Annotated in this window: 19 protein-coding genes; 8 read left to right on the top strand and 11 right to left on the bottom strand. The window is 67.3% G+C overall.

All coding sequences use genetic code 11. The features are described 5' to 3' along the window. Positions 1-368: 368 nt before the first annotated feature. Together AC1DBX_RS11255 and AC1DBX_RS11250 are read left to right on the top strand one after the other, a co-directional pair. A complete protein-coding gene (locus AC1DBX_RS11255; RefSeq protein ID WP_476931768.1) occupies positions 369-893 on the top strand; it encodes a hypothetical protein in 525 nt (174 codons plus the stop codon). A gap of 307 nt (positions 894-1,200) precedes the next feature. Further along, complete coding sequence (locus AC1DBX_RS11250; RefSeq protein WP_476931767.1) at positions 1,201-2,361, top strand: acyltransferase family protein; 1,161 nt, start codon at positions 1,201-1,203, stop codon at positions 2,359-2,361. A 52-nt stretch (positions 2,362-2,413) separates the two neighbouring features. On the opposite strand, the gene AC1DBX_RS11245 is transcribed toward AC1DBX_RS11250, so the two are convergent. Together AC1DBX_RS11245 and AC1DBX_RS11240 are read right to left on the bottom strand one after the other, a co-directional pair. Then, entirely contained in the window at positions 2,414-3,361 is a 948-nt protein-coding gene (locus AC1DBX_RS11245; RefSeq protein WP_476931766.1) for a threonine/serine dehydratase, read from the bottom strand. Positions 3,362-3,491: 130 nt separating this feature from the next. Continuing rightward, positions 3,492-4,454, bottom strand: coding sequence for a heme o synthase (locus tag AC1DBX_RS11240; RefSeq protein ID WP_476931765.1), 963 nt, complete (start codon positions 4,452-4,454; stop codon positions 3,492-3,494). 497 nt (positions 4,455-4,951) lie between these two features. On the opposite strand from AC1DBX_RS11240, the gene tkt reads away from it, so the two are divergent. The 6 genes from tkt to pgl all read left to right on the top strand — a co-directional run bounded on the left by tkt (position 4,952) and on the right by pgl (position 13,213). Beyond that, entirely contained in the window at positions 4,952-7,069 is a 2,118-nt protein-coding gene (gene tkt / locus AC1DBX_RS11235; RefSeq protein WP_476931770.1) for a transketolase, read from the top strand. A 63-nt stretch (positions 7,070-7,132) separates the two neighbouring features. Continuing rightward, positions 7,133-8,248, top strand: a complete 1,116-nt coding sequence (gene tal / locus AC1DBX_RS11230) for a transaldolase (RefSeq protein WP_476872135.1) — start codon at positions 7,133-7,135, stop codon at positions 8,246-8,248. A 6-nt stretch (positions 8,249-8,254) separates the two neighbouring features. Next, positions 8,255-9,889: a glucose-6-phosphate isomerase gene (locus AC1DBX_RS11225; RefSeq protein WP_476931764.1), complete on the top strand. Its 1,635-nt coding sequence runs from the start codon at positions 8,255-8,257 to the stop codon at positions 9,887-9,889. 15 nt (positions 9,890-9,904) lie between these two features. Further along, positions 9,905-11,467: a glucose-6-phosphate dehydrogenase gene (gene zwf / locus AC1DBX_RS11220; RefSeq protein ID WP_476849618.1), complete on the top strand. Its 1,563-nt coding sequence runs from the start codon at positions 9,905-9,907 to the stop codon at positions 11,465-11,467. Next, a complete protein-coding gene (locus AC1DBX_RS11215) occupies positions 11,464-12,405 on the top strand; it encodes a glucose-6-phosphate dehydrogenase assembly protein OpcA (RefSeq protein ID WP_028275501.1) in 942 nt (313 codons plus the stop codon). The genes zwf and AC1DBX_RS11215 overlap by 4 nt, the downstream gene beginning before the upstream one ends. Beyond that, positions 12,395-13,213, top strand: coding sequence for a 6-phosphogluconolactonase (gene pgl, locus AC1DBX_RS11210; RefSeq protein WP_476931763.1), 819 nt, complete (start codon positions 12,395-12,397; stop codon positions 13,211-13,213). Before AC1DBX_RS11215 ends, pgl begins: the two co-directional genes overlap by 11 nt. Here the strand turns inward: pgl and AC1DBX_RS11205 are convergent. From AC1DBX_RS11205 to rapZ, 9 genes are all read right to left on the bottom strand, one after another. Beyond that, complete coding sequence (locus AC1DBX_RS11205; protein WP_306292809.1) at positions 13,166-13,525, bottom strand: RNA polymerase-binding protein RbpA; 360 nt, start codon at positions 13,523-13,525, stop codon at positions 13,166-13,168. The genes pgl and AC1DBX_RS11205 overlap by 48 nt on opposite strands. Before the next feature lie 154 nt (positions 13,526-13,679). Further along, a complete protein-coding gene (gene secG, locus AC1DBX_RS11200; protein WP_018772994.1) occupies positions 13,680-13,937 on the bottom strand; it encodes a preprotein translocase subunit SecG in 258 nt (85 codons plus the stop codon). Positions 13,938-13,985: 48 nt separating this feature from the next. Continuing rightward, positions 13,986-14,801, bottom strand: a complete 816-nt coding sequence (gene tpiA, locus AC1DBX_RS11195; RefSeq protein ID WP_018772995.1) for a triose-phosphate isomerase — start codon at positions 14,799-14,801, stop codon at positions 13,986-13,988. Between the two features lie 108 nt (positions 14,802-14,909). Further along, complete coding sequence (locus AC1DBX_RS11190) at positions 14,910-16,136, bottom strand: phosphoglycerate kinase (RefSeq protein ID WP_476858607.1); 1,227 nt, start codon at positions 16,134-16,136, stop codon at positions 14,910-14,912. A gap of 10 nt (positions 16,137-16,146) precedes the next feature. Next, positions 16,147-17,157, bottom strand: a complete 1,011-nt coding sequence (gap, locus tag AC1DBX_RS11185) for a type I glyceraldehyde-3-phosphate dehydrogenase (protein WP_028276841.1) — start codon at positions 17,155-17,157, stop codon at positions 16,147-16,149. 287 nt (positions 17,158-17,444) lie between these two features. Next, positions 17,445-18,068, bottom strand: coding sequence for a superoxide dismutase (locus AC1DBX_RS11180; RefSeq protein ID WP_476849616.1), 624 nt, complete (start codon positions 18,066-18,068; stop codon positions 17,445-17,447). A gap of 169 nt (positions 18,069-18,237) precedes the next feature. Beyond that, positions 18,238-19,218 carry a DNA-binding protein WhiA gene (gene whiA, locus AC1DBX_RS11175; protein ID WP_476931762.1) on the bottom strand — a complete coding sequence of 327 codons (981 nt, stop codon included), beginning with the start codon at positions 19,216-19,218 and terminating at the stop codon, positions 18,238-18,240. Positions 19,219-19,228: 10 nt separating this feature from the next. After that, on the bottom strand, positions 19,229-20,248 hold the full coding sequence (locus AC1DBX_RS11170) for a gluconeogenesis factor YvcK family protein (RefSeq protein WP_028276839.1): 1,020 nt from the start codon (positions 20,246-20,248) through the stop codon (positions 19,229-19,231). Then, positions 20,248-21,171 (bottom strand): RNase adapter RapZ, encoded by a 924-nt coding sequence (gene rapZ, locus AC1DBX_RS11165; RefSeq protein WP_018773001.1) that lies wholly within the window; start codon positions 21,169-21,171, stop codon positions 20,248-20,250. The genes AC1DBX_RS11170 and rapZ overlap by 1 nt, the downstream gene beginning before the upstream one ends. Positions 21,172-21,286 lie beyond the last annotated feature (115 nt).

The following is a 21,286-nucleotide window of genomic DNA, read 5'->3' as shown; positions in this document are numbered from 1 at the left end:
TCACCGCCGAGGACCTCGAGGCAATCGCCGACAAGCTCAACAACCGGCCCCGCCCCACGCTGAACCTCGAAACCCCCAAACAACGCATGCGCCACCTCATCGCCGCCGCGGCCTAAACCCCGTTGTTGCAACGACCAATTGACTTTGAGACGTCCGGACGGGCCGTAAGTGGCCCCGCGTTTGCTGTCTGTTGCTGTCTGGGCACTCGTGCGGTCGTTGCGGCAACAATGACCAGGACCGCATTCACCTCCCGGGGGCTGGCCTTGACGGGATTTCCGGGTGGACTATGGGATGGCATGGATATGGATCGTCGCGGCCGTGGGCTTTCCTCGTTCGTTCCCGTGACGCTGACCGGAAGGCTTTCTCTGATGCAAGCGACAGAACCGACCGTGCCTGCTTCACCCTCAGCCCGCCAACGCGCGGCGATCCTCAAAGAACGCGTCTACATCATCTTCACGAGCCTGGCCGTGGTGTTGGCGCTTCGGAGTCACGCGGACGAGACCACGCCGCTGGCAGCGGCGGCGACGCTCAGCATCGTGGTGATCGGCTCCCTGCTGGGGATTTTCGTCGCCGACCTCCTGAGCCACCTGACTGTTCATTCGAAGCTTCCCACCGGTGACGAGCTGCACCACATGATCACGGTCAGCGCGGGCGGCCTCGGCGTCCTGGTCACCCCGCTGCTCCTCCTCACCGCAGCCGGCCTCGGTCTGTGGTCGACGGCCGTTGCCCTCGGGTGGGCAGTCGCTGTTCTGGTTGTTTCGCTCGGCATCGTCGGGTTCCTCGCGATCCGCCGCCTCGAGATCCCGCTCCGTCACAAGGCCGCCATCATGTTCGCCGAAGTCGTGTTGAGCCTGCTGGTAATCGGGCTGGAGCTGGTGGCCCACAATCTCTAAAGAGGCCTAGAGGCGTCGCCCCTCGACGCCCAGTTACCGGCCGGTCACTTGTCCAAACAGGAAAGATTTCGGAATGCTGGAAGGTGTGGCCCCTTTTCGGGCCCGCCCAACAACCAACCGCAGAGCCGGGCAGCTGCAGAACCGGGCAGCCGCAGAACCGGCGTCAGGTTTCGTCCAGCCAAGGCGGGAATACTTGAATAGGGCGCAGAACCGGCGCCGCAATCGCATCCATGAATATACGGACGGCGCGGTTTTGCCTTGATGCAGCTGGAATCGGAACCGGCCAGACAGAGGCACCGGAGGATATGTGGCGTTACTAGTCGGCGAAAGGCCCGCACAGACGGTCCAACATACTGCAAAGCGCCCACGGCTGGATGGCCTGGACGTTCTTCGCGGTGCCGCCGTGGGCGCTGTCCTGCTCGGACATTCCTGGCCCGGCATATTCCAGGGCGCCGGCATCGTGGGTGTCATTGCCTTCTTCGTACTGAGCGGATACCTGATCACCAACGTGCTGGTCGGCGATATCGAACGGCACCGAAAGATTCGCTACGGACGCTTCTATGCGCACAGGGCCTTCCGGCTGGTGCCGGCACTGGTTTCCCTCCTGGGCGTATACGCGATCGTCGAATTGGCCACCGACGTCCTCGGTGACCGGTCCAAGGGAATCGTGGGCTACACAGTCCTCGCCGGTCTTGGCTACCTCAAAGACCTCCCCCTGCCGTTCGACGTCAGCATGGCGGTCGGACCGCTCTGGACGCTGGCGGTGGAAGAACAGTTCTACCTGATCTGGCCCGCGCTGCTGGTGCTCGCCCTGCGGCGCAACCGCCAGGGACGGCTGATTGGCTGGTCCGCCGCCGTCGCACTGTTCCTCATGTCGGCCAGTGTGCTGGCAATGGTGACCCTGGCCCCGCAACTTCACTCCCTGGTTTACGCGCTGCCGACCACGTGGGGCCTGGGCCTGATCATCGGTTCGGCCTTGCGGTTGTACAGGGTCCATGTGTTCAACTGGTTCACCGGCCGCTGGCTCAGGCGCGCGGCCCTGCTCGGTTCCGTCGCCGTCCTGGCCGCGCTGATCTACTTCCCGAAGGCCAACGAAACGCCGGCCTTCATGTTCATTGGCGGCCCGCTGGCCATGGCCGCCGCGGCCGTCCTGGTCGCACTGGCCGCCTCCCGAACCGCGGTGATGCCGAAGTGGACGCGCCCGGTGCAGCTGCTGGGCACTGTCTCCTACGCCGCGTACCTCTGGAACTACGCCGTCATTCTCTGGCTCAACGGCGGCTCCACGGCCGATCTGCCGCCGCTCATCGCGGTGTCGGCCATTGTGGTGACCCTGCTCATTGCGGTCATCAGCTGGCACACTGTCGAACGGCTCGGGCGGATCGCGCGGGCCCGCTTCGACCAGCACTATTCGGCCCGCTACCCTCCGGACCGGCAGCAGGCCGGCAGCGCCGCTTCCCGGCACGGTTAGTCGGCACTATTCAGGCGGCACCCCTTAGTCGGCAGAGTTCAGTCGGCGCTATTCAGTCGCTGCCAGGGTCGTCCTCCAGCGTGCAGGCATCGGTGTTCGCCCCGCAGACGATCACCGCGACGCGTTCCCCTTCGGCGGGTGTGTACGCCCCTGACGTGAGCGCCGCGAACGCAGCCGCAGCCCCGTATTCGGCGGGGATCCGGTAATCGCCCCACAACTGTGACCGGGCCGCGATGATGGCGGCGTCGTCCACCAGCACAGAGGTCGGCGGGACGCGTGAGGCGATGCTGAAGGCGATCCCACCCACGCGCCTGGCCCCGAGGGAGTCCGCGGCGACGCCCGAAACGGCCACATCGACCGGGCGGCCGGCGTCGAGGGCCGCGTGCAGCGTGGGGATGGTGAAGGGCTCGACCGCGACGACGCGGGCCCGGCCCTCGGCAGCTGCCGCCACGCCCGCATAGAGTCCGCCGCCGCCGACGGCGACGACGATCGTGTCGATGCCGGGCTCGTCCTCGAGGATTTCCTCGGCCAGGGTGCCCGCGCCTGCCGCAATTTCCAGCTGGTCGTACGCATGGCAGAACAGGGCGCCGGTATCTTCCACGTAGTGCATTGCGGCCGCGAAAGCCTCCGCGTACTCGGCGCCGGCCTGCCGGACCGTGGCGTTGTACGCGAGGAGACGCTCGACCTTTACCCGCGGGGCGTTCTCCGGGACGAACACCGTCGCCGGCACACCGAGGACCGCGGCGGCGTACGCGTTCGCCAAACCCGCGTTGCCGCCCGACGCCGCCACCACACCGACGGCCGGGTCAAGCTCCCCGCGCTCCCGGGCGGCGAGCTGGCGGTTGAAGGCGCCGCGTGCCTTGAAGACGCCCGTGTGCTGCAGGAACTCACATTTGAACCAGAGCGGGGCGGCAGCGGTACCACCACGGAGCAACGGCGTGCGCCGCACGTGGCCACTGATGCGGTTCTGTGCCTGAAGTACATCGCTGCGGTTGATCACGGGCTCCCCCTGGGGTTGTGTCGCCTGGCCGGTTCGTAAGGATACCCCGGGACCGAAAAGGACCGTCCCCCTGATACAGCTGACGCTCCCCCACCACTGGTGAGGGAGCGTCAGGCAGATGAACGGGGGATCAGCCGCCCATGATGGCCGAGCCGACGAACGGATCGACCGCCAGGGCAATGAAGAGCAGGGTCAGGTAGCTGATGGAGCCGTGGAAGACCTTCATGGCCCCCTTGTTGGATACGTCGCCGGCCTGGGCGCGGTTGTACAGGGCGTGCGACTCGTACAGGAACCAGGCACCGGCGCCGACGGCGGTCACCGTGTAGACCCAGCCGGCACCACCGGCCGGGATCATCAGCAGCGAACACGCCACCATGGCCCAGGCGTAGAGGACCACCTGCACCGAAACCACCTTCGCCCCGGCGATGGCGCCCAGCATCGGCACGTTGGCGTTGCGGTAGTCCTCGCCGTAGCGCATCGACAGCGGCCAGTAGTGCGGCGGCGTCCAGAGGAAAATCACCATGAACAGCACGACGGCGGGCCACTCGACGGTGTTGGTGACGGCGGCCCAGGCGATCAGGACCGGGAAGCACCCGGCGGCGCCGCCCCAGACAATGTTCTGGGCCGTGCGCCGCTTCAAGATCATGGTGTAGATGACCACGTAGAAGACGATGGCGCCGAGTCCGAGCCACGCGGCGAGCGGGTTGGCCCCGAACCAGAGGATGGCGATCGCCGTCGCGCCCAGCAGCCAGGAGAAGATGAGGGCTTCGCGGGGTGTGACCTCACCGGTGACCAGGGGCCGGTTCTCCGTGCGGTGCATGAGCTTGTCGATGTCGCGGTCGATGTAACAGTTGAAGGCGCCTGCGGAACCTGCCGCGAACGCGCCGCCCACCAGCGTCGCCAGGATCAGGCCGATCGACGGGAAGCCGCGTTCGGCATAGATCATGGTGGGCAGCGTGCTGACGAGCAGAAGCTCGATCACGCGGGGTTTCGTGAGCGCCAGGTAGGCCTTGGCTTTGCGGCCGAAGCCCATTCTTCCCGAGGCCGGGGAGGCGTTCAGCGGCGTATTAGTTGTGCTCACGGTGGCAGTCACTCTGTTCTGTCTGGCTGTGCAGTTCTGTCTGGCTGGGCAGCCCCGGGTGGATTTCGCAACGCACTGTGCTGCAGACCGGGCTCCGCGCTCGGCGCACACCCGTGTCCTTGCCCCAGTCGAAGGCCACCACCCATCATACCGTGGAGCTCCGGGCCGGAGGGCCGCCGAATGCCGCGCCATGATTCCGGCGCGTTAACGCCGGCTCACCGGCCCCGCGGCGGACGGTGATTCATATAAGCGAAATCAGGTCCAATTGGTGAGATATACGCTGACCACAAAGTGGAATGGGACTAGGCTGTCATTAGATCAGCGCACACGGGCACGCATTTAGGCACTTGCCGGAACACGCGGCTCTGCATCTGCGTCTGAATGATAGATCAACGTTTCGATGGTGAACGGCTGGTACGAACCGCAGCGGGCACCGAACTGTGCCCGGGCGGGAAAAGAGCGTACCGCCGGCCGTCAGCACAGAGAGGGGCCCGGTTTTCGTGCCACATTTGGAAGAGCAAGAACTGTCATGGACTGACTTGGACCAGCGCGCAGTGGACACCGTCCGGGTGCTGGCCGCGGATGCGGTGGAGAAAGTCGGAAACGGCCACCCGGGGACGGCGATGAGCCTTGCTCCGGCCGCGTATTTGTTGTTCCAGAAGCTGATGCGCCACGACCCGGCGAATCCGGACTGGCTGGGCCGCGACCGGTTCGTCCTGTCCCCCGGTCACACGTCCCTGACCCTGTACATCCAGCTGTTCCTCGCCGGCTACGGCCTGGAACTGAAGGACCTGGAGGCGCTGCGGACCTGGGGCTCGCTGACCCCGGGCCACCCGGAGTACAAGCACACCAAGGGTGTGGAGATCACCACCGGCCCGCTGGGCCAGGGCCTGGCGTCCGCGGTCGGCTTCGCCTATTCCCAGCGCCGGATGCGCGGCCTGTTCGACGCCGACGCTCCCGCCGGCACGAGCCCGTTCGACCACACCGTCTGGGTGATCGCCTCCGACGGCGACCTGCAGGAAGGCGTCACCTCCGAGGCGTCCTCACTCGCCGGTCACCAGGAACTGGGCAACCTCGTGGTGATCTACGACGAGAACCACATCTCGATCGAGGACGACACCGATGTGGCGTTCACCGAGGACGTCCTGGCCCGCTACGAGGCCTACGGCTGGCACACCCAGCGGGTCGACTGGACCCGGACCGGCGAATACGTCGAAGACGTCCAGGAACTGCACACCGCACTGCTCGCCGCGAAGGCCGAAACCGGCAAGCCCTCCATCATCTCCCTGCGGACCATCATCGGGTACCCGGCGCCGAAGAAGCAGAACACCGGCAAGATCCACGGCTCCGCCCTCGGCGCTGAGGAAGTCGCAGCCCTGAAGAAGGTCCTGGGCTTTGACCCGGAACGTGCCTTCCAGGTCGACGAGGACGTCCTGGCCCACGCCCGTGCCGTCCAGGACCGCGGCGCGGCCGCCCGCGCCGACTGGCAGGCCTCGTTCGAGGCGTGGCAGGCCGGCAACCCCGAGTCCGCTGCACTGCTGGAACGCGTCGAGGCGAAGAAGCTCCCGGGCGACTTCGAAGCCGCCCTGCCGGTCTTCGAAGCCGGCAAGGACGTCTCCACCCGGGCCGCCTCCGGGAAGGTCCTGAACGCGATCGGCCCGGTCATGCCCGAACTCTGGGGCGGCTCCGCAGACCTCGCGGAGTCGAACAACACCACGATCGAGGGCTCGCCCTCATTCATCCCCACGTCCCGGTCCACCGCGGCGTGGAAGGGCAACCCCTACGGCCGGGTCCTGCACTTCGGCATCCGCGAGCACGCCGCGGCGTCGATCGTGAACGGCATCTCCCTGCACGGGCGCACCCGGGCGTTCTCCGGAACGTTCCTGATCTTCTCCGACTACCAGCGCCCCGCGATCCGGCTCGGCGCCCTCATGGGCGTCCCGTCGCTGTATGTCTGGACGCACGACTCGATCGGCCTGGGCGAGGACGGCCCCACGCACCAGCCCGTTGAGCAGCTCGCCTCCCTCCGCGCCATCCCGGGCCTGGACGTCGTCCGCCCGGGAGATGCGAACGAGGTGGCCGCGGCCTGGAAGGCCATGCTGGAAAACCACGAAAACCCCGCCGGCATCGTCCTGACCCGGCAGAACATCCCCACCTACGCCCGCGGCACCGGCGTGGCCGACGGCGACACCTTCGGCTCCACCGCCGGCGTCGAGAAGGGCGGCTACGTCCTTGCCGAGGCGTCGAAGGACGGCTCCACCGTCGAAGCCCAGGTCATCCTGATTGGCACCGGCTCCGAGGTCCAGCTCGCCGTCAACGCCCGCGAAGCGCTGCAGGCCGAGGGCATCCCCACCCGTGTGGTGTCCATGCCCTGCGTGGAATGGTTCAACAAGCAGGACGCCGCCTACCGCGACGCCGTGCTGCCCCCGGCCGTGAAGGCACGCGTCTCGGTCGAAGCCGGACTGGCCCTGGGCTGGAAGGAATTCGTCGGCGACGCCGGCCGTTCCATCTCCCTGGAGCACTTCGGAGCGTCCGCGGACTACAAGCGCCTCTTCCAGGAATTCGGCATCACGGCAGAAGCAGTCGCCGCCGCCGCGAAGGAATCCCTCGCCGGCCTCACCAACTGATCCACCACCACGGTTCCGGGGGACGCTGTGCCCCCGGAACCCATGATTTCCAGGAGTTATGAAATGACTACCCCCACCCAGCAGCTCTCCGACGCCGGCGTCTCGATCTGGCTCGACGACCTCTCCCGCGGCCGCCTCCAGACCGGCACCCTGCGCAAGCTGATCGAAGAGAAGAACGTCGTTGGCGTCACCACCAACCCGTCGATCTTCCACGCCGCCATCACCGCCGGCCACGACTACGACGCCGTGATCGCCGCCCAGGCCGCCGCCGGCGCCACCGTCGAAGAGACCGTCTTCGAAATCACCACCACCGACGTCGCCGACGCCTGCGACCTGTTCGCCCCCGTCGCCGCGGCCACCAAGGGCGTCGACGGCCGCGTCTCCATCGAGGTCGACCCCCGCCTGGCCTGGGACACCGCAGGCACCATCGCCGAAGCGAAGCACCTGTACAAGAAGGTCAACAAGGACAACGTCCTGATCAAGATCCCGGCCACCCTCGAAGGCCTCGAGGCCATCACCGCCACCCTGGCCGAGGGCATCAGCGTCAACGTGACCCTGATCTTCTCGCTGGAACGCTACCGCGCCGTGATCAACGCCTTCCAGTCCGGGCTCGAGCAGGCCAAGGACAACGGCCACGACCTGTCCACGATCCACTCGGTCGCGTCCTTCTTCGTCTCCCGCGTCGATGCCGAAATCGACAAGCGCCTCAACGCCATCGGCACCGAGGAAGCCAAGGCACTCAAGGGCAAGGCCGGCCTGGCCAACGCGCGCCTGGCCTACCAGGTCTACGAGGAGCTCTTCTCCACCGAACGCTGGGCCCTGCTGGCCGAGGCCGGCGCCCTGCCGCAGCGCCCGCTGTGGGCCTCCACCGGCGTGAAGGACCCGGCCTACCCGGACACCCTCTACGTCACCGAACTCGTCGCCCCCGGCGTCGTCAACACGATGCCGGAGAAGACACTCGACGCGACGTTCGACCACGGCACCGTGACGGGCGACACCGTCTCCCGCGGCTACGACGACGCCAACGCCACGCTGAACTCCCTCGACGCGCTGGGGATTTCCTACAACGACGTCGTCGCCCTGCTCGAATCCGAAGGCCTGGACAAGTTCGTGGCCAGCTGGAAGGAACTGCTGGGTGACGTCGAAGGCGCCCTGGCCTCTGCACGGAAGGCTTCCTAACCCACCATGAGCACACTCAGCTACGACGCCACCGGCGCAGCCCGCCAGGCACATGAGCAGCACCTCCCGGCACTGCTGGAAGACCGCATCGCCACCCGGATCTTCGCGAAGGACCACACCCTGTGGGGTCCGGACGCAGAGCAGGAATCCGCTGTCCGGCTGGGCTGGGTCGAGGCGGCTTCCGTCTCCCAGCCGCTGGTCGGCGACATTCTCGAACTCCGCGACGCGCTGAAGGCCGAGGGCGTAACGCGGATCGTCCTTTGCGGCATGGGCGGCTCTTCGCTGGCGCCTGAAGTCATCGCGGGCACCGCTGGCGTCGAGCTGACTGTTCTGGACAGCACCGACCCCGAACAGGTCAGTGCCGCGGTGGCGGACCGGCTGGACGAAACCGCGATCGTGGTTTCGTCGAAGTCCGGCTCCACTGTGGAAACCGATTCCCAGCGCCGGATCTTCGAGCAGGCGTTCACCGATGCCGGGATCGATGCGAAGAGCCGCATCATCATCGTCACCGACCCGGGGTCGCCGCTGGACAAGGCCTCCCGGGAGGCCGGCTACCGCGCCGTCTTCAATGCAGATCCAAACGTCGGCGGCCGTTTCTCGGCCCTGACCGCCTTCGGGCTGGTCCCGTGCGGGCTGGCCGGCGTCGATATCCAGGCTTTCCTGGATGAGGCCGAAGAAGCCGCCGAGATCCTCAATGAGGACTCGGAAGACAACATCGGCCTCGCCCTCGGCACCGCCCTGGGCGGCACCACCCCGCTGCGCAACAAGATCGTCATCGCGGAGGACGGATCCGGGATCGTGGGCTTCGCCGACTGGGCCGAGCAGCTCATCGCCGAATCCACGGGCAAGCTCGGCACCGGCGTGCTGCCGGTCGTAGCCGGTCCTGCCTCCCCGGAAGCCACCCTCGGCGCCCCCGATGTCCTGGTCATCCGGCTCGTCGCGGCGGATGCCGACGTGCAGCTCGGCGAGAACGAGGTCGCCATCGCCGGCGGCCTGGCCACACAGATGATGGTGTGGGAATTCGCCACCGCCGTGGCCGGCCGCCTGCTCGGCATCAACCCGTTCGACCAGCCGGACGTCGAGGCAGCGAAGATCGCCGCCCGCGGCCTGCTGGACGCACAGCCCGCTCCGACGCCGGCGAATTTCACCGACGGCGCGATCGAGGTCCGCGGCGGGGAATGGCTCGGCAACGCCGGCACCGCGGCCGAGGCCGTCAGCGCCCTGCTGGGCGAACTCGGCCCAGACAACTACCTCAGCGTCCAGGCCTATTTCGACCGGCTGGCCTATGCCAGCCTCGAAGGCGTCCGAGACGAACTGGCCGCGGCCAGCGGACGCCCGGTCACCTTTGGCTGGGGCCCGCGGTTCCTGCACTCCACCGGCCAGTTCCACAAGGGCGGACCCGCGATCGGCGTCTTCCTGCAGGTCACGGCCGCATCCGCGGCTGACCTGGCCATCCCGGACCGGCCGTTCACGTTCGGCGAGCTGATCTCGGCGCAGGCCGCGGGCGACGCCCAGGTCCTGTCCGAGCATGGCCGTCCGGTCCTCCGGCTGCACCTGACCGACCGCGCCGCGGGTGTGAAGCAGCTCCAGGAGCTCATCACCTCCCTTGCCGGCCAGGCAGCATCCTCCACTGAAAGCTAAGGCACCCACGCAACCATGCCAGAAACCTACAACGGCGGCAGGAACACGGCCGGCCGGGGGCGCAATCCGCTCCGGGACCCCCGTGACCGCCGTCTGAACCGTATTGCCGGACCGGCGTCGCTGGTCCTGTTCGGGGTGACCGGGGACCTCGCCCGCAAGAAGCTCATGCCCGCCGTGTATGACCTCGCCAACCGCGGGCTGCTGCCGCCGAGCTTCGCGCTGGTGGGCTTTGCCCGCCGCGAGTGGGAGAACGAGGACTTCGCCGCGGAGGTCAAGGAGTCCGTCAAGGCGTACGCCCGCACCCCGTTCGATGAAACGGTCTGGAAGCAGCTCTCCGAGGGCATCCGCTTCGTGCAGGGCGAGTTCGACGACGACGAGGCGTTCAAGCGGCTCTCCGACACGATCGATGAGCTCGATGAACAGCGCGGGACGCGGGGAAACCACGCGTTCTACCTCTCGATCCCGCCGAAGGCCTTCGAACAGGTCTGCCGTCAGCTCTCCAAGCACGGCCTGGCCCAGGCCGCGGGCGACAACTGGCGCCGCGTGGTGATCGAAAAGCCGTTCGGACACGACCTCGAGTCGGCCCGGCAGCTCAACGACATCGTCGAGTCGGTATTCCCGCCGGACGCGGTGTTCCGGATCGACCACTACCTGGGCAAGGAGACGGTGCAGAACATCCTGGCACTGCGCTTCGCCAACCAGCTCTTCGAGCCGCTCTGGAACGCCAACTATGTGGACCACGTCCAGATCACCATGGCCGAGGACATCGGGACCGGCGGCCGGGCAGGCTACTACGACGGCGTGGGCGCGGCCCGCGACGTCATCCAGAACCACCTGCTGCAGCTGCTGGCCCTGACGGCGATGGAAGAACCGATTTCCTTCAACGCGGACGACCTGCGTGCCGAGAAGGAAAAGGTCCTCGCCGCCGTCCGGCTCCCCGAGGACCTCTCCTCCCACTCTGCCCGCGGGCAATTCACCGGCGGCTGGCAGGGCGGCGAGGAAGTCCTCGGGTACCTGGAGGAGGAGGGCATCCCGGCCGATTCCAAGACCGAGACGTTCGCCGCGATCCGGGTGGACATCAACACCCGCCGCTGGTCCGGCGCGCCGTTCTACCTGCGCGCCGGCAAGCGGCTGGGGCGCCGGGTGACGGAGATCGCCGTCGTGTTCAAGCGCGCACCAAACCTGCTCTTCACGGACCACGGCGAGGACGACTTCGGCCAGAACGCCGTGGTGATCCGGGTCCAGCCTGACGAAGGCGCCACGATCCGGTTCGGTTCCAAGGTTCCGGGCACCCAGATGGAGGTCCGCGACGTCACCATGGACTTCGGCTACGGCCACTCCTTCACCGAGTCCAGTCCCGAAGCCTACGAACGCCTCATCCTGGACGTGCTCCTCGGCGAGCCGCCGCTGTTCCCCCGGCACCAGGAAGTTGAGCTGTCCTGGAAGATCCTGGATCCCTTCGAGGAATACTGGGCCGGCCTGGACGAACAGCCCCAGCCCTACGCTCCCGGCAGTTGGGGCCCCGCCTCGGCCGATGAGCTCCTAGCCCGCGACGGACGAACCTGGAGAAGGCCATGATCGTAGATCTTCCCGATACCACCACCTCCAAAATTTCCAAGAAGATCATGGCCCTGCGCGAGCAGGGCGGCGTGATCGCCCTGGGCCGGGTCCTGACCCTCGTGGTCGTCACCCGCTCCGGGCTGGAAGAGGAGGCCATCGAGGCCGCCAACGAGGCCAGCCGCGAACACCCGTGCCGGATCATCGTCCTCGCCGACGCCGGGGCCTCGGCCCCAACCCGGCTGGACGCCCAGATCCGCGTCGGCGGCGACGCCGGCGCCTCCGAGGTGATCCTGTTGCGCGGCTACGGCGAACTCGCCGAGGAAAGCGAATCCCTCGTCGCGGCCCTGCTGCTCCCGGACGCCCCGATCGTGGCCTGGTGGCCGCACGGCGCGCCCAGGAACGCGTGCCAGACCTCGGTCGGGGGCATCGCGCACCGCCGGATCACCGACTCGGCCAATGAAGCGGACCCGGTCGCGGCGCTGGAAAACATCCGCCGCACGTACAAGGCCGGCGACACGGACCTGGCCTGGACCCGGCTGACCAACTGGCGCATCCAGCTGGCCGCGGTCCTGGACCAGGTGGACGACTCGCCGGTGACGGCCGTGGCCGTCGAGGGCGCCTCGGACTCACCCAGCACCGTGCTCCTCGCAGCCTGGCTCACCCTGGCCCTGGACGTTCCCGTCACGATCGTGGCGGACCCGGCCGGAACCGGCATCCGGCGCGTCCGGCTGACCCGGCCCGGCGGCGACATCCAGCTCTTCCGGCCCGGGCTCACCATCGCCGAACTGACCCAGCCCGGCCAGCCCGCCCAGCGGATCTCACTGCCCCGCCGCAGCCTCAAGGACTGCCTGGCCGAAGAACTCCGCCGCCTGGACCCGGACGAAGTCTTCGGTGAAGTGATTACTATGGGACTGCCGCGTACCAATCTAAGGAGTGTCCGTCCCAGTGAGCGCTGACCCGAGAGTAAGCATCCATCCTGACTCGACCGTTCTGATGGCGGCGATCGCAGCCCGCCTGATTACCAAGCTGGTGGATATCCAGGACCGGCACGGCGAGGCCACGGTGGTGCTTACCGGGGGAACGATGGGCATCGGCTCGCTCAAGGCCGTGGCCGAATCGCCCGCGGCGCGGGCCGTCGACTGGTCCAAGGTGAACTTCTGGTGGGGTGACGAGCGCTTCGTGGCGGCCGGCGACGCCGAGCGCAACGCCCGCCAGGCCCAGGACGCCCTCCTGTCCCACATCAATGTTGATCCGGCGCGCGTCCATGCGCCAGGTTCCACCGATGACTTCGACAGCCCGGACGACGCCGCGGCCGACTATGCCCGCCGGCTCGCCGAGGCGGCGGCCGCCGAGCACGCCGCGGACATGTCCGACGACAGGCCGGAACAGCCGGCGCGGCTTCCCCGCCTGGACATTGTCCTCCTCGGCGTGGGGCCGGACGCGCACGTCGCCTCGCTCTTCCCGGAGCAGGCCGGCATCCGGGAGAAGGAACTGACAGTCGTGGGCGTCCACAACTCCCCCAAGCCGCCGCCGGCGCGGGTGTCGCTGACGTTGCCGGCGATCAACACGGCATCCGAGGTGTGGATGGTGGTGGCCGGTGATGACAAGGCCGGCGCCGTAGGGCTGGCCCTGGCCGGCGCCAATCCCGTACAGGTGCCCGCCGCGGGGCCGCGCGGCCGCCGGGAAACGCTGTGGCTCATTGACGAGGACGCGGCCTCACGGGTCCCGGAGCAGCTCGTCCGGAAGGGTCCGTCCGGAGCGTAGACGTTCCAGCGCTCCAGCCAGCACGTCTTCGGCGTCCTGGCTGGAGCGCCGCTCTTTAACGTATTCCAGATGCGTCTTGAAGCCTTCTGTTGGCGTTTCCTCCAGGGCAAACTTTGATTCGTCGCGGGTTGCGGTGCCGCCGCAGCGCCGGCAGTCCCAAACTCCGGGGATCTGTTCCTCCGGAAGCTGTGCGAACACGAGCGAGGTTTCATGGCCCTTGGCGCACCGGAACGATACACGAATACGGGGCTGGCGTACGCCGGCCCCGTTCAGTGGTTCGTGGCGGGGAGTTGCCCCCTCGGTGGCGCCCACACGGATTCCTTTGAATCCGGAAGCAGAATGCAGCATCGGGAACTCCTGGCTACTTGGCTGGTGGAAGTGCAAGACGACAGCCACAGTGTAGTTCGTGAGTTCCCGATGCCGGGAGGGCCATAAGGACCCCATATGAAGTTGTCGGACGGGCGTCCTAGGAATCGGCGCCTGTGCTGAACCGCATGAGCAGGCCGAGGGCGATGATCACCACGCCCCAGGTGATTCCCAGGATGACCGTGAACCGGTTGAGGTTCCGTTCCGCGACGCCGGAGGAGCTCAGGCCCGAGCTCATGCCGCCGCCGAACATGTCGGACAGGCCGCCTCCGCGTCCTTTATGGAGCAGGATGAGCAACGTCAGCAGGAGGCTGGTGATGCCCAGGAGGACCTGCAGAATGACATGAAGAACGTCCACGACGGCCTTTCAGAAGGATTGGATTGCGGGGGTCAGGCTGTGTCCGGACTAATCCGTCAACAGGTGACTCTCGAACCTGACAATATTAGCAAACTCGGCAGCGTCCAGGCTGGCACCGCCGACCAGCAAGCCGTCGACGTCGCGCTCCTTCAGGATCGAGGCCGCGTTGTTGGCCTTGACAGAGCCGCCGTACAGCAGGCGCGTCTTGGCGGCGACGTCTGCTCCGAAGAGGGTGGACAGTTCGGCACGGATGGCGGCGCACATTTCCTGCGCGTCCTCCGGGCCCGCGACCTCGCCGGTGCCGATGGCCCACACGGGCTCGTAGGCGACTACAAGCTCGGCGGCCTGCTCCGGGGTGAGGCCCTCGACGCCGGCGCGCAGCTGGGCGAGGGTGTGGTCCACGTGGGTGCCGGCCTGCCGGATCTCCAGGCCTTCACCGACGCAGAGGACCGGAGTAATGCCATGCCGGAAGGCGGCTTTGGTCTTGGCGTTGAGCACGGCGTCGGACTCGTTGTGGATGGTGCGGCGTTCGCTGTGGCCGACCAGGACGTAGCTGCAGGCAAGCTTGGCGAGGAACTGGCCGGAAATGTCGCCCGTGTAGGCGCCGGAGTCGAACTGGGAAAGGTCCTGGCCGCCATAGACGACGGCGAGCTCGTCGCCCTGAACCAGGGTCTGGACGCCGCGGAGATCCGTGAACGGCGGGAAGACGGCGACCTCCACCCGGCTGTAGTCGTGCTTGGCGTCCGACAGGGTCCACGCGAGCTTCTGCAGGAGGGTGATGCCCTGGACGTGGTCCATGTTCATCTTCCAGTTGCCGGCGATGAAGGGCTTGCGGTCGAATTTACCGTTGGTTGACGTGGTCACGTGATCTCCAGGAGTTCTTGGTGTGTGGGAGCAGCCGGCAGGGCGCCCGGTTCCCTGCGGAGGGCACCCTGCCGGCTCAAATGCCGGTGCTTTTAGCGGTCAGTGCTTCTAACGGTCGAGGACGCTCAGGCCGGGGAGTTCCTTGCCTTCAAGGTACTCCAGGCTTGCGCCGCCGCCGGTGGAAATGTGGCCGAACGCCTCATCGGCGAAGCCGAGTGTCCGGACCGCTGCCGCCGAGTCGCCGCCGCCAACCACGGTGAATGCCTCCGTCTCGGTCAGGGCCTGGGCGATGGCCCGGGTACCGCCGGCGAAGGCCGCGAATTCGAACACGCCCATGGGCCCGTTCCAGAACACCGTCCGGGCGTCCTTGATCCGTTCCGCGAACGCCGCTGCCGAGACCGGCCCGATGTCCAGCCCGATGCCCTGGGCTCCGAAGCTGCCCGACTCGATGGCGTCGGCGGCAACGGTCTCGTGCTCGGCGTCGGCGGCGAACTTGCCCGCCACCACAACATCGGTGGGCACGACGAACTCGGTACCGGCGTCGGCGGCGCGCTTCAGGTAGTCCTGGACGACCGGGATCTGGTCCTCTTCGAGCAGGCTGCCCGCGACCTTGTGACCCGCGGCGGCGAGGAAGGTGAACAGCATCCCGCCACCCACCAGGATCGTGTCCGCCTTGCCCAGGAGGTTGTCGATCACAGCGAGCTTGTCGGAGACTTTGGAGCCGCCGAGGACAACGACGTAGGGCCGCTGGGTGTCGGTGGTGAGCTTGCGCAGCACCTCGACCTCGGTGCGGACAAGGTCGCCCTGGTAGGACGGCAGCCGCGTGGCGACGTCGTACACGCTGGCGTGCTTGCGGTGCACCGCACCGAAGGCATCATCGACGAAGGCGCCGTTGTCCCCGGTGAGGGCGACCAGCTCGTCCGCGAAGGCGCCGCGCTCGGCGTCGTCCTTGGAGGTCTCCCGCGCGTCGAAGCGCACGTTTTCCAGGACCAGCACTTCGCCGTCCTGCAGCGCCGCGGAGAGCTCCTTGGCCGACTCGCCAACCGTGTCGGCGGCAAGGGAGACCTTGAACCCGGCAAGCTCGGCCAGCCGTGCGGCTGCGGGCTTGAGGGAGTACTTCTCCTCCGGCGCGCCCTTGGGGCGGCCGAGGTGTGCTGTGACCAGCACGCGGGCACCGGCGTCCGTGAGCTTCGCCAGCACTGGCAGGGAGGCCTTGATGCGGCCGTCGTCAGTCACTGTAGAGCCGTCGAGCGGCACGTTCAGGTCACTTCTGACCAGAACGTACCGCCCGCGGACACCATCAGCGATCAGTTCGTTGAGGGTGTGAAATGTCATGAGTCTTACCCTAGCCCAGCTTGGACGCGACAAGCTCCGTGAGGTCCACGAGGCGGTTGGAGTAACCCCACTCGTTGTCATACCAGGACACAACCTTGACCTGGTCGCCGATCACCTTGGTCAGGCCGGAATCGAAGATGGACGATGCCGGGTCGCCGACAATGTCGGAGGAGACGATCGGCTCGTCGGTGTAGGTCAGCAGGCCCCTGAGCTCCTCGGTCTCCGATGCTGCCTTGAGGGCGGCGTTGACTTCGGCGACCGTGGTCTCGCGGGAAACCGTGACGGTCAGGTCGGTGGCGGAGCCGGTGGGAACGGGCACGCGGATGGCGTAGCCGTCGAGCTTGCCCTTGAGCTCCGGCAGGACCAGGCCGATTGCCTTGGCCGCACCGGTGGAGGTGGGCACCATGTTGATGGCGGCGGCGCGGGCGCGGCGGAGGTCCTTATGCGGGCCGTCCTGCAGGTTCTGGTCTGCGGTGTAGGCGTGGATGGTGGTCATCAGGCCACGCTCGATGCCGAAGGCGTCATTGATGACCTTGGCCAGCGGGCCGAGGCAGTTGGTGGTGCAGGAGGCGTTGGAGATGATGTGGTGCGTGGCGTTGTCGTACAGGCCGTCATTGACGCCCATCACGATCGTGATGTCCTCATCCGACGCGGGGGCGGAGATCAGGACCTTCTTGGCGCCGGCGTCGATGTGCTTCTGCGCATCGGCGGCCTTCGTGAAGAAGCCTGTGGACTCGATGACGATGTCGACGCCGAGCTCGCCCCAGGGCAGCTTCGCGGGATCGCGTTCGGCGAGGACCTTGATGATGTTGCCGTCGACGACGATGTTGCCGTCTTTGACCTCGATGGTTTCGGCCAGGCGGCCGCCCACGGAGTCGTACTTGAAGAGGTGAGCGAGGGCTTCCGGGCTGGTGAGGTCGTTGACCGCAACGATCTCGAGGTCTGCGCCCTGTGCGAGGGCGGCGCGGAAGTAGTTGCGGCCGATACGGCCAAAGCCGTTGATGCCAATACGGGTCGTCACGTTTTCAGTCTCCTTGGTGCTCTTGCGAGCACGACTAGTTGAGAAGGCGTTCAAGCCAACTAACAGATCCCGCACGCCATTGGGCAGAGATAATTACCAGATCGGAGGGCGACCAGCCACATTGCTGAAGGCTAACCGCCTTCCGTGATCCATCTTACGTTTAACCGGGACTGCCCCCGCAAGTGCAGGGGCAGTCCGTCCACATTTCGGGCCGAAGGGCCCGTAATGTGAGGTTTGTTACAAACGGAAGTCGATTCCGTCACCCTGTGCAGGGTAAAGGGACCTGCCTAGAGGGTGATGAGACCCGTCGCGTTTTTGCGGGCGGCGTCGAAGCGCTTGGCGACGTCGGCCCAGTTCACGATGTTCCAGAAGGCCTTGACGTAGTCAGCCTTGACGTTGACGTAGTCCAGGTAGAAGGCGTGCTCCCACATGTCCAGCATCAGCAGCGGGGTGGTGCCGAGTGCGACGTTGCCCTGCTGATCGTAGAGCTGCTCGACGACCAGGTTGCCGCCGATGGGCTCGTAGGCCAGGAAGCCCCAGCCGGAGCCCTGCAGGCCCAGTGCCGCGGCGCTGAACTGCGCACGGAACGCGTCGAACGAGCCGAAGGCGTCGTCAATGGCCGCCGCAAGCTCGCCCTCGGGCTTGTCGCCACCGTCCGGTGAGAGGTTCTTCCAGAAGACGGAGTGGTTGATGTGGCCGCCGGTGTGGAACGCGAGGTCCTTGGAGAGGCGGTTGATGTTGGCGAAGTCGCCCTTTTCGCGCGCCTCGGCCAGCTGGGCCAAGGCGTTGTTGGCGCCGGCCACGTAGGCGGCGTGGTGCTTGCTGTGGTGCAGCTCCATGATCTTCGCGGAGATGTGCGGTTCCAGCGCTGCGTAGTCATAGTCGAGCTCGGGCAGTACGTACTCGGTCACAAATTCCTCCAATGTCGTGGACGGGTTGTCCGGTTCGGTAACTCTTTTGATTGTGCATCCGGATGCGGGGCATCCGGAAAATTGCGGTGGGATCCTACGGCGACAACCAGCCGCGGCTCCCGGATATTTCATTCCCCGGGATATTCCTGCTGTTGATTCTAGGGGCGGGCTAGTCGTCGAGCATTTCGGGCGTCACATTGGCTTCCGTGCCCGGGATGCCGAGGTCCTGGGCCCGTTTGTCCGCCATGGCCAGCAGCCGGCGGATCCGGCCGGCGATGGCGTCTTTGGTCATGACGGGGTCGGCGAGCCGGCCCAGCTCGTCCAGGCTGGCCTGTTTGTGCGCGACCCGGAGCTCACCGGCATACTTCAGGTGGTCCGGGACGTCGTCGCCCAGGATTTCCAGGGCGCGGTCTACCCTGGCACCGGCGGCCACGGCGGCCTGCGCGGAACGGCGCAGGTTCGCGTCATCGAAGTTGGCGAGCCGGTTGGCCGTGGCGCGGACTTCCTTGCGCATGCGGCGTTCCTCCCAGACCATCAGCGCGTCGTGGGCGCCCATTCGCGTCAGCAGCGCGGCGATCGTGTCGCCGTCGCGGATCACCACGCGGTCCACTCCCCTGACCTCGCGGGCCTTGGCCTGGATGCCCAGGCGGCGGGCCGCGCCGACGAGGGCCAGGGCCGATTCGGGGCCGGGGCAGGTGACTTCCATGGCCGAGGAGCGGCCGGGCTCGGTGAGCGAGCCGTGGACCAGGAACGCGCCGCGCCAGACAGCTTCGGCGTCCGCGGCGGAGCCGTTCACCACTACCGACGGAAGGCCGCGCACGGGGCGCCCCCGCGCGTCCAGGAGTCCGGTCTGGCGGGCGAGGGCCTCACCGTCGCGCACCACCCGCACCACGTAGCGGCTGCCACGGCGCAGGCCGCCGCCGGAGACGAAGAAGATCTCGCTCTGGTGGCCGTACACCTCGGCGATGGCGGCGCGCAGCCGCCGGGCGGTCGATGCGAGGTCGACTTCGGCCTCGATCACTATCCGGCCCGAGATGATGTGCAACCCGCCGGCGAAGCGGAGCATCGCCGACACCTCGGCCTTGCGGACTGAGGACTTCTTGATATCCAGACGGGAAAGTTCTTCCTTGACTGATGCTGTCAGTGCCATGGCACCTTTCCTAACTATTCCCGAAAATATCGTGATACGCCGTCGCCAGCCGCAACGGATCGTGGACCGGACGGCGACCAGACGCCCCCACTTTACCCAAGACCACCTCGGCACCGAGCATTCCTGCCGCCGCCTCGAAGTCGGGCAGGTTCTGCACCGACGCCGGGTCGGCCAGGATGACGTCGATCGTGAACTCCGGCGCGTATTCGCGCAGCACCCGGAGGTGGTCGGCGGCGGACATGCCGGCCGTCTCCTTGGTATCTGTGGCCAGGTTCATGGTCAGGCACCGGCGGGCAGCGGTGTTGGCGAGGGCCTCGCGCATCTCGGGCAGCAACAGGTGCGGCAGCACGGACGTGTACCAGGAGCCCGGCCCGAGGATCACCCAGTCGGCCAGCTCGATCGCCGTCAGTGCCTCGGTGCAGGCCGGAGCGTTCTCAGGCAAGAGCCGGACGTGCTCCAGGGACCCTGCCACCGCGCACTTGGCCTGGCCGGTGAGGGTCTGCAGTGCCGTCGCGCCGTCCGGGGCGGTGACCCGGACCTGGCCCTCGATGGTCAGCGGGACGCTGGACATCGGCAGGACTTCGCCGCGCGCGCCGAGCAGGGCGCCGGCCCACTTCAGGCCTGCGACGGTGTCGCCCAGGAGCTCCCAGAGCGTGACGATCAGGAGGTTGCCCATCGCGTGCTCATCGAGGGAGCCGCCGCGGCCTTTGCCGGGGGCGAAGCGGTGCTGCATGACATCGCGCCACGTGCGGCCCCAGTCGGTGTCGTCGCACAGCGCGGACAGGGCCATCCGGAGATCACCGGGCGGCAGGACGCCGTACTCTTCGCGGAGCCGGCCGGAGGATCCGCCGTCGTCCGCGACCGTGACGACCGCGGTGAGTTCGGAGGTCAGCAGGCGCAGGGCCGACAGCGAGGCGGAGAGGCCGTGGCCGCCGCCGAGCGCGACGACGGAGGGGCCTTTGTCCTGCTGGCTGGCGAAGGCCGCGCTGGCGGGCGGGACAAGGGGCAGCGGGCCGGTCAGCAGCGCCATTACTCGCGGCCCAGGTCCCGGTGCGTCGTGGTCACCGTGACGCGCGGATACTGCGCCAGCCTCCGTGAGAGCTCGACGGCGACCGCCACGGAGCGGTGCTTGCCGCCGGTGCAGCCCACGGCGATGGTGGCGTAGTGCTTGTTCTCCCGCCGGTACCCGTCCAGGACAGGTTCAAGGGCCAGGACGTAGCGTTCCACGAAGTCGCTGACGCCTTGGGCCTCCAGCACGTAGTCGCTGACGTCCTTGTCCAGTCCGGTGTGCGGGCGCAACTGCGGCACCCAGTGCGGGTTGGGGATGAAGCGGGCATCGGCCACGAAGTTGGCGTCCACCGGCAGCCCGTACTTGAAGCCAAAGCTCATGACGTTCAGCCGCAGCGCCACCGGCCCGGTCTCGCTGAAGAGTTCGGTGATGGCGGTGGCGAGGCCATGGACGTTGAGGGAGGACGTGTCCAGGACGATGTCGGCGGTGTCCTTCAATTCACGGACCAGCTCGCGTTCGGCGGCGATGCCGTCGAGGATCCGGCCGCCGCCCTGGAGCGGGTGGGGCCTGCGGCCCTGTTCGAAGCGGCGCACCAGGACGTCGTCGTTGGCGTCGAGGAACAGCACGCGGAAGCTCACGCCGGTGGCTTCCAGGGCGCGGAGGGCCGCGCGCATGTCGACGAACAGTTCCTTGCTCCGGACGTCCATCACGACGGCGAGCTTGGACATGGAGTGCGGCGTCCGGGACACCAGTTCGGCGAGCGTGCCGAGCATCTGCGGCGGCAGGTTTTCCACGACGTACCAGCCATGGTCCTCAAGGGCGTCCGAGGCGGTACTGCGGCCGGCTCCCGACATTCCGGTCACCACGAGCAGTTCAGCCTCGACGGGTTTGACGGGTGTCATGCCGTCCGCATCCGTCTCGGATCCTGCCGTCGACTCTGCCATCAGTGAAGCCCCATCTCTGCCTGTGCGATTTGCTGTTGTCAGGTTTGCGCGCGGGCCGCGGTGATGCCGCTGCCGTGCCGTACCCAAGTCTTTACCCTAGCTAAGTTTGGCGGCA

The organism is Arthrobacter sp. 10N44_2, assembly GCF_056394385.1.
This window is presented reverse-complemented; position numbering and strand designations above follow the sequence as displayed.

What these genes read in the sequence shown, in the direction of transcription:
- AC1DBX_RS11255 (WP_476931768.1), top strand. Translation starts at nt 369, where the DNA reads ATGCAAGCGACAGAACCGACCGTGCCTGCTTCACCCTCAGCCCGCCAA.
- tal (WP_476872135.1), top strand. Translation starts at nt 7,133, where the DNA reads ATGACTACCCCCACCCAGCAGCTCTCCGACGCCGGCGTCTCGATCTGG.
- AC1DBX_RS11225 (WP_476931764.1), top strand. Translation starts at nt 8,255, where the DNA reads ATGAGCACACTCAGCTACGACGCCACCGGCGCAGCCCGCCAGGCACAT.
- zwf (WP_476849618.1), top strand. Translation starts at nt 9,905, where the DNA reads ATGCCAGAAACCTACAACGGCGGCAGGAACACGGCCGGCCGGGGGCGC.
- AC1DBX_RS11215 (WP_028275501.1), top strand. Translation starts at nt 11,464, where the DNA reads ATGATCGTAGATCTTCCCGATACCACCACCTCCAAAATTTCCAAGAAG.
- AC1DBX_RS11190 (WP_476858607.1), bottom strand. Translation starts at nt 16,136, where the DNA reads ATGACATTTCACACCCTCAACGAACTGATCGCTGATGGTGTCCGCGGG.
- whiA (WP_476931762.1), bottom strand. Translation starts at nt 19,218, where the DNA reads ATGGCACTGACAGCATCAGTCAAGGAAGAACTTTCCCGTCTGGATATC.
- AC1DBX_RS11170 (WP_028276839.1), bottom strand. Translation starts at nt 20,248, where the DNA reads ATGGCGCTGCTGACCGGCCCGCTGCCCCTTGTCCCGCCCGCCAGCGCG.
- rapZ (WP_018773001.1), bottom strand. Translation starts at nt 21,171, where the DNA reads ATGGCAGAGTCGACGGCAGGATCCGAGACGGATGCGGACGGCATGACA.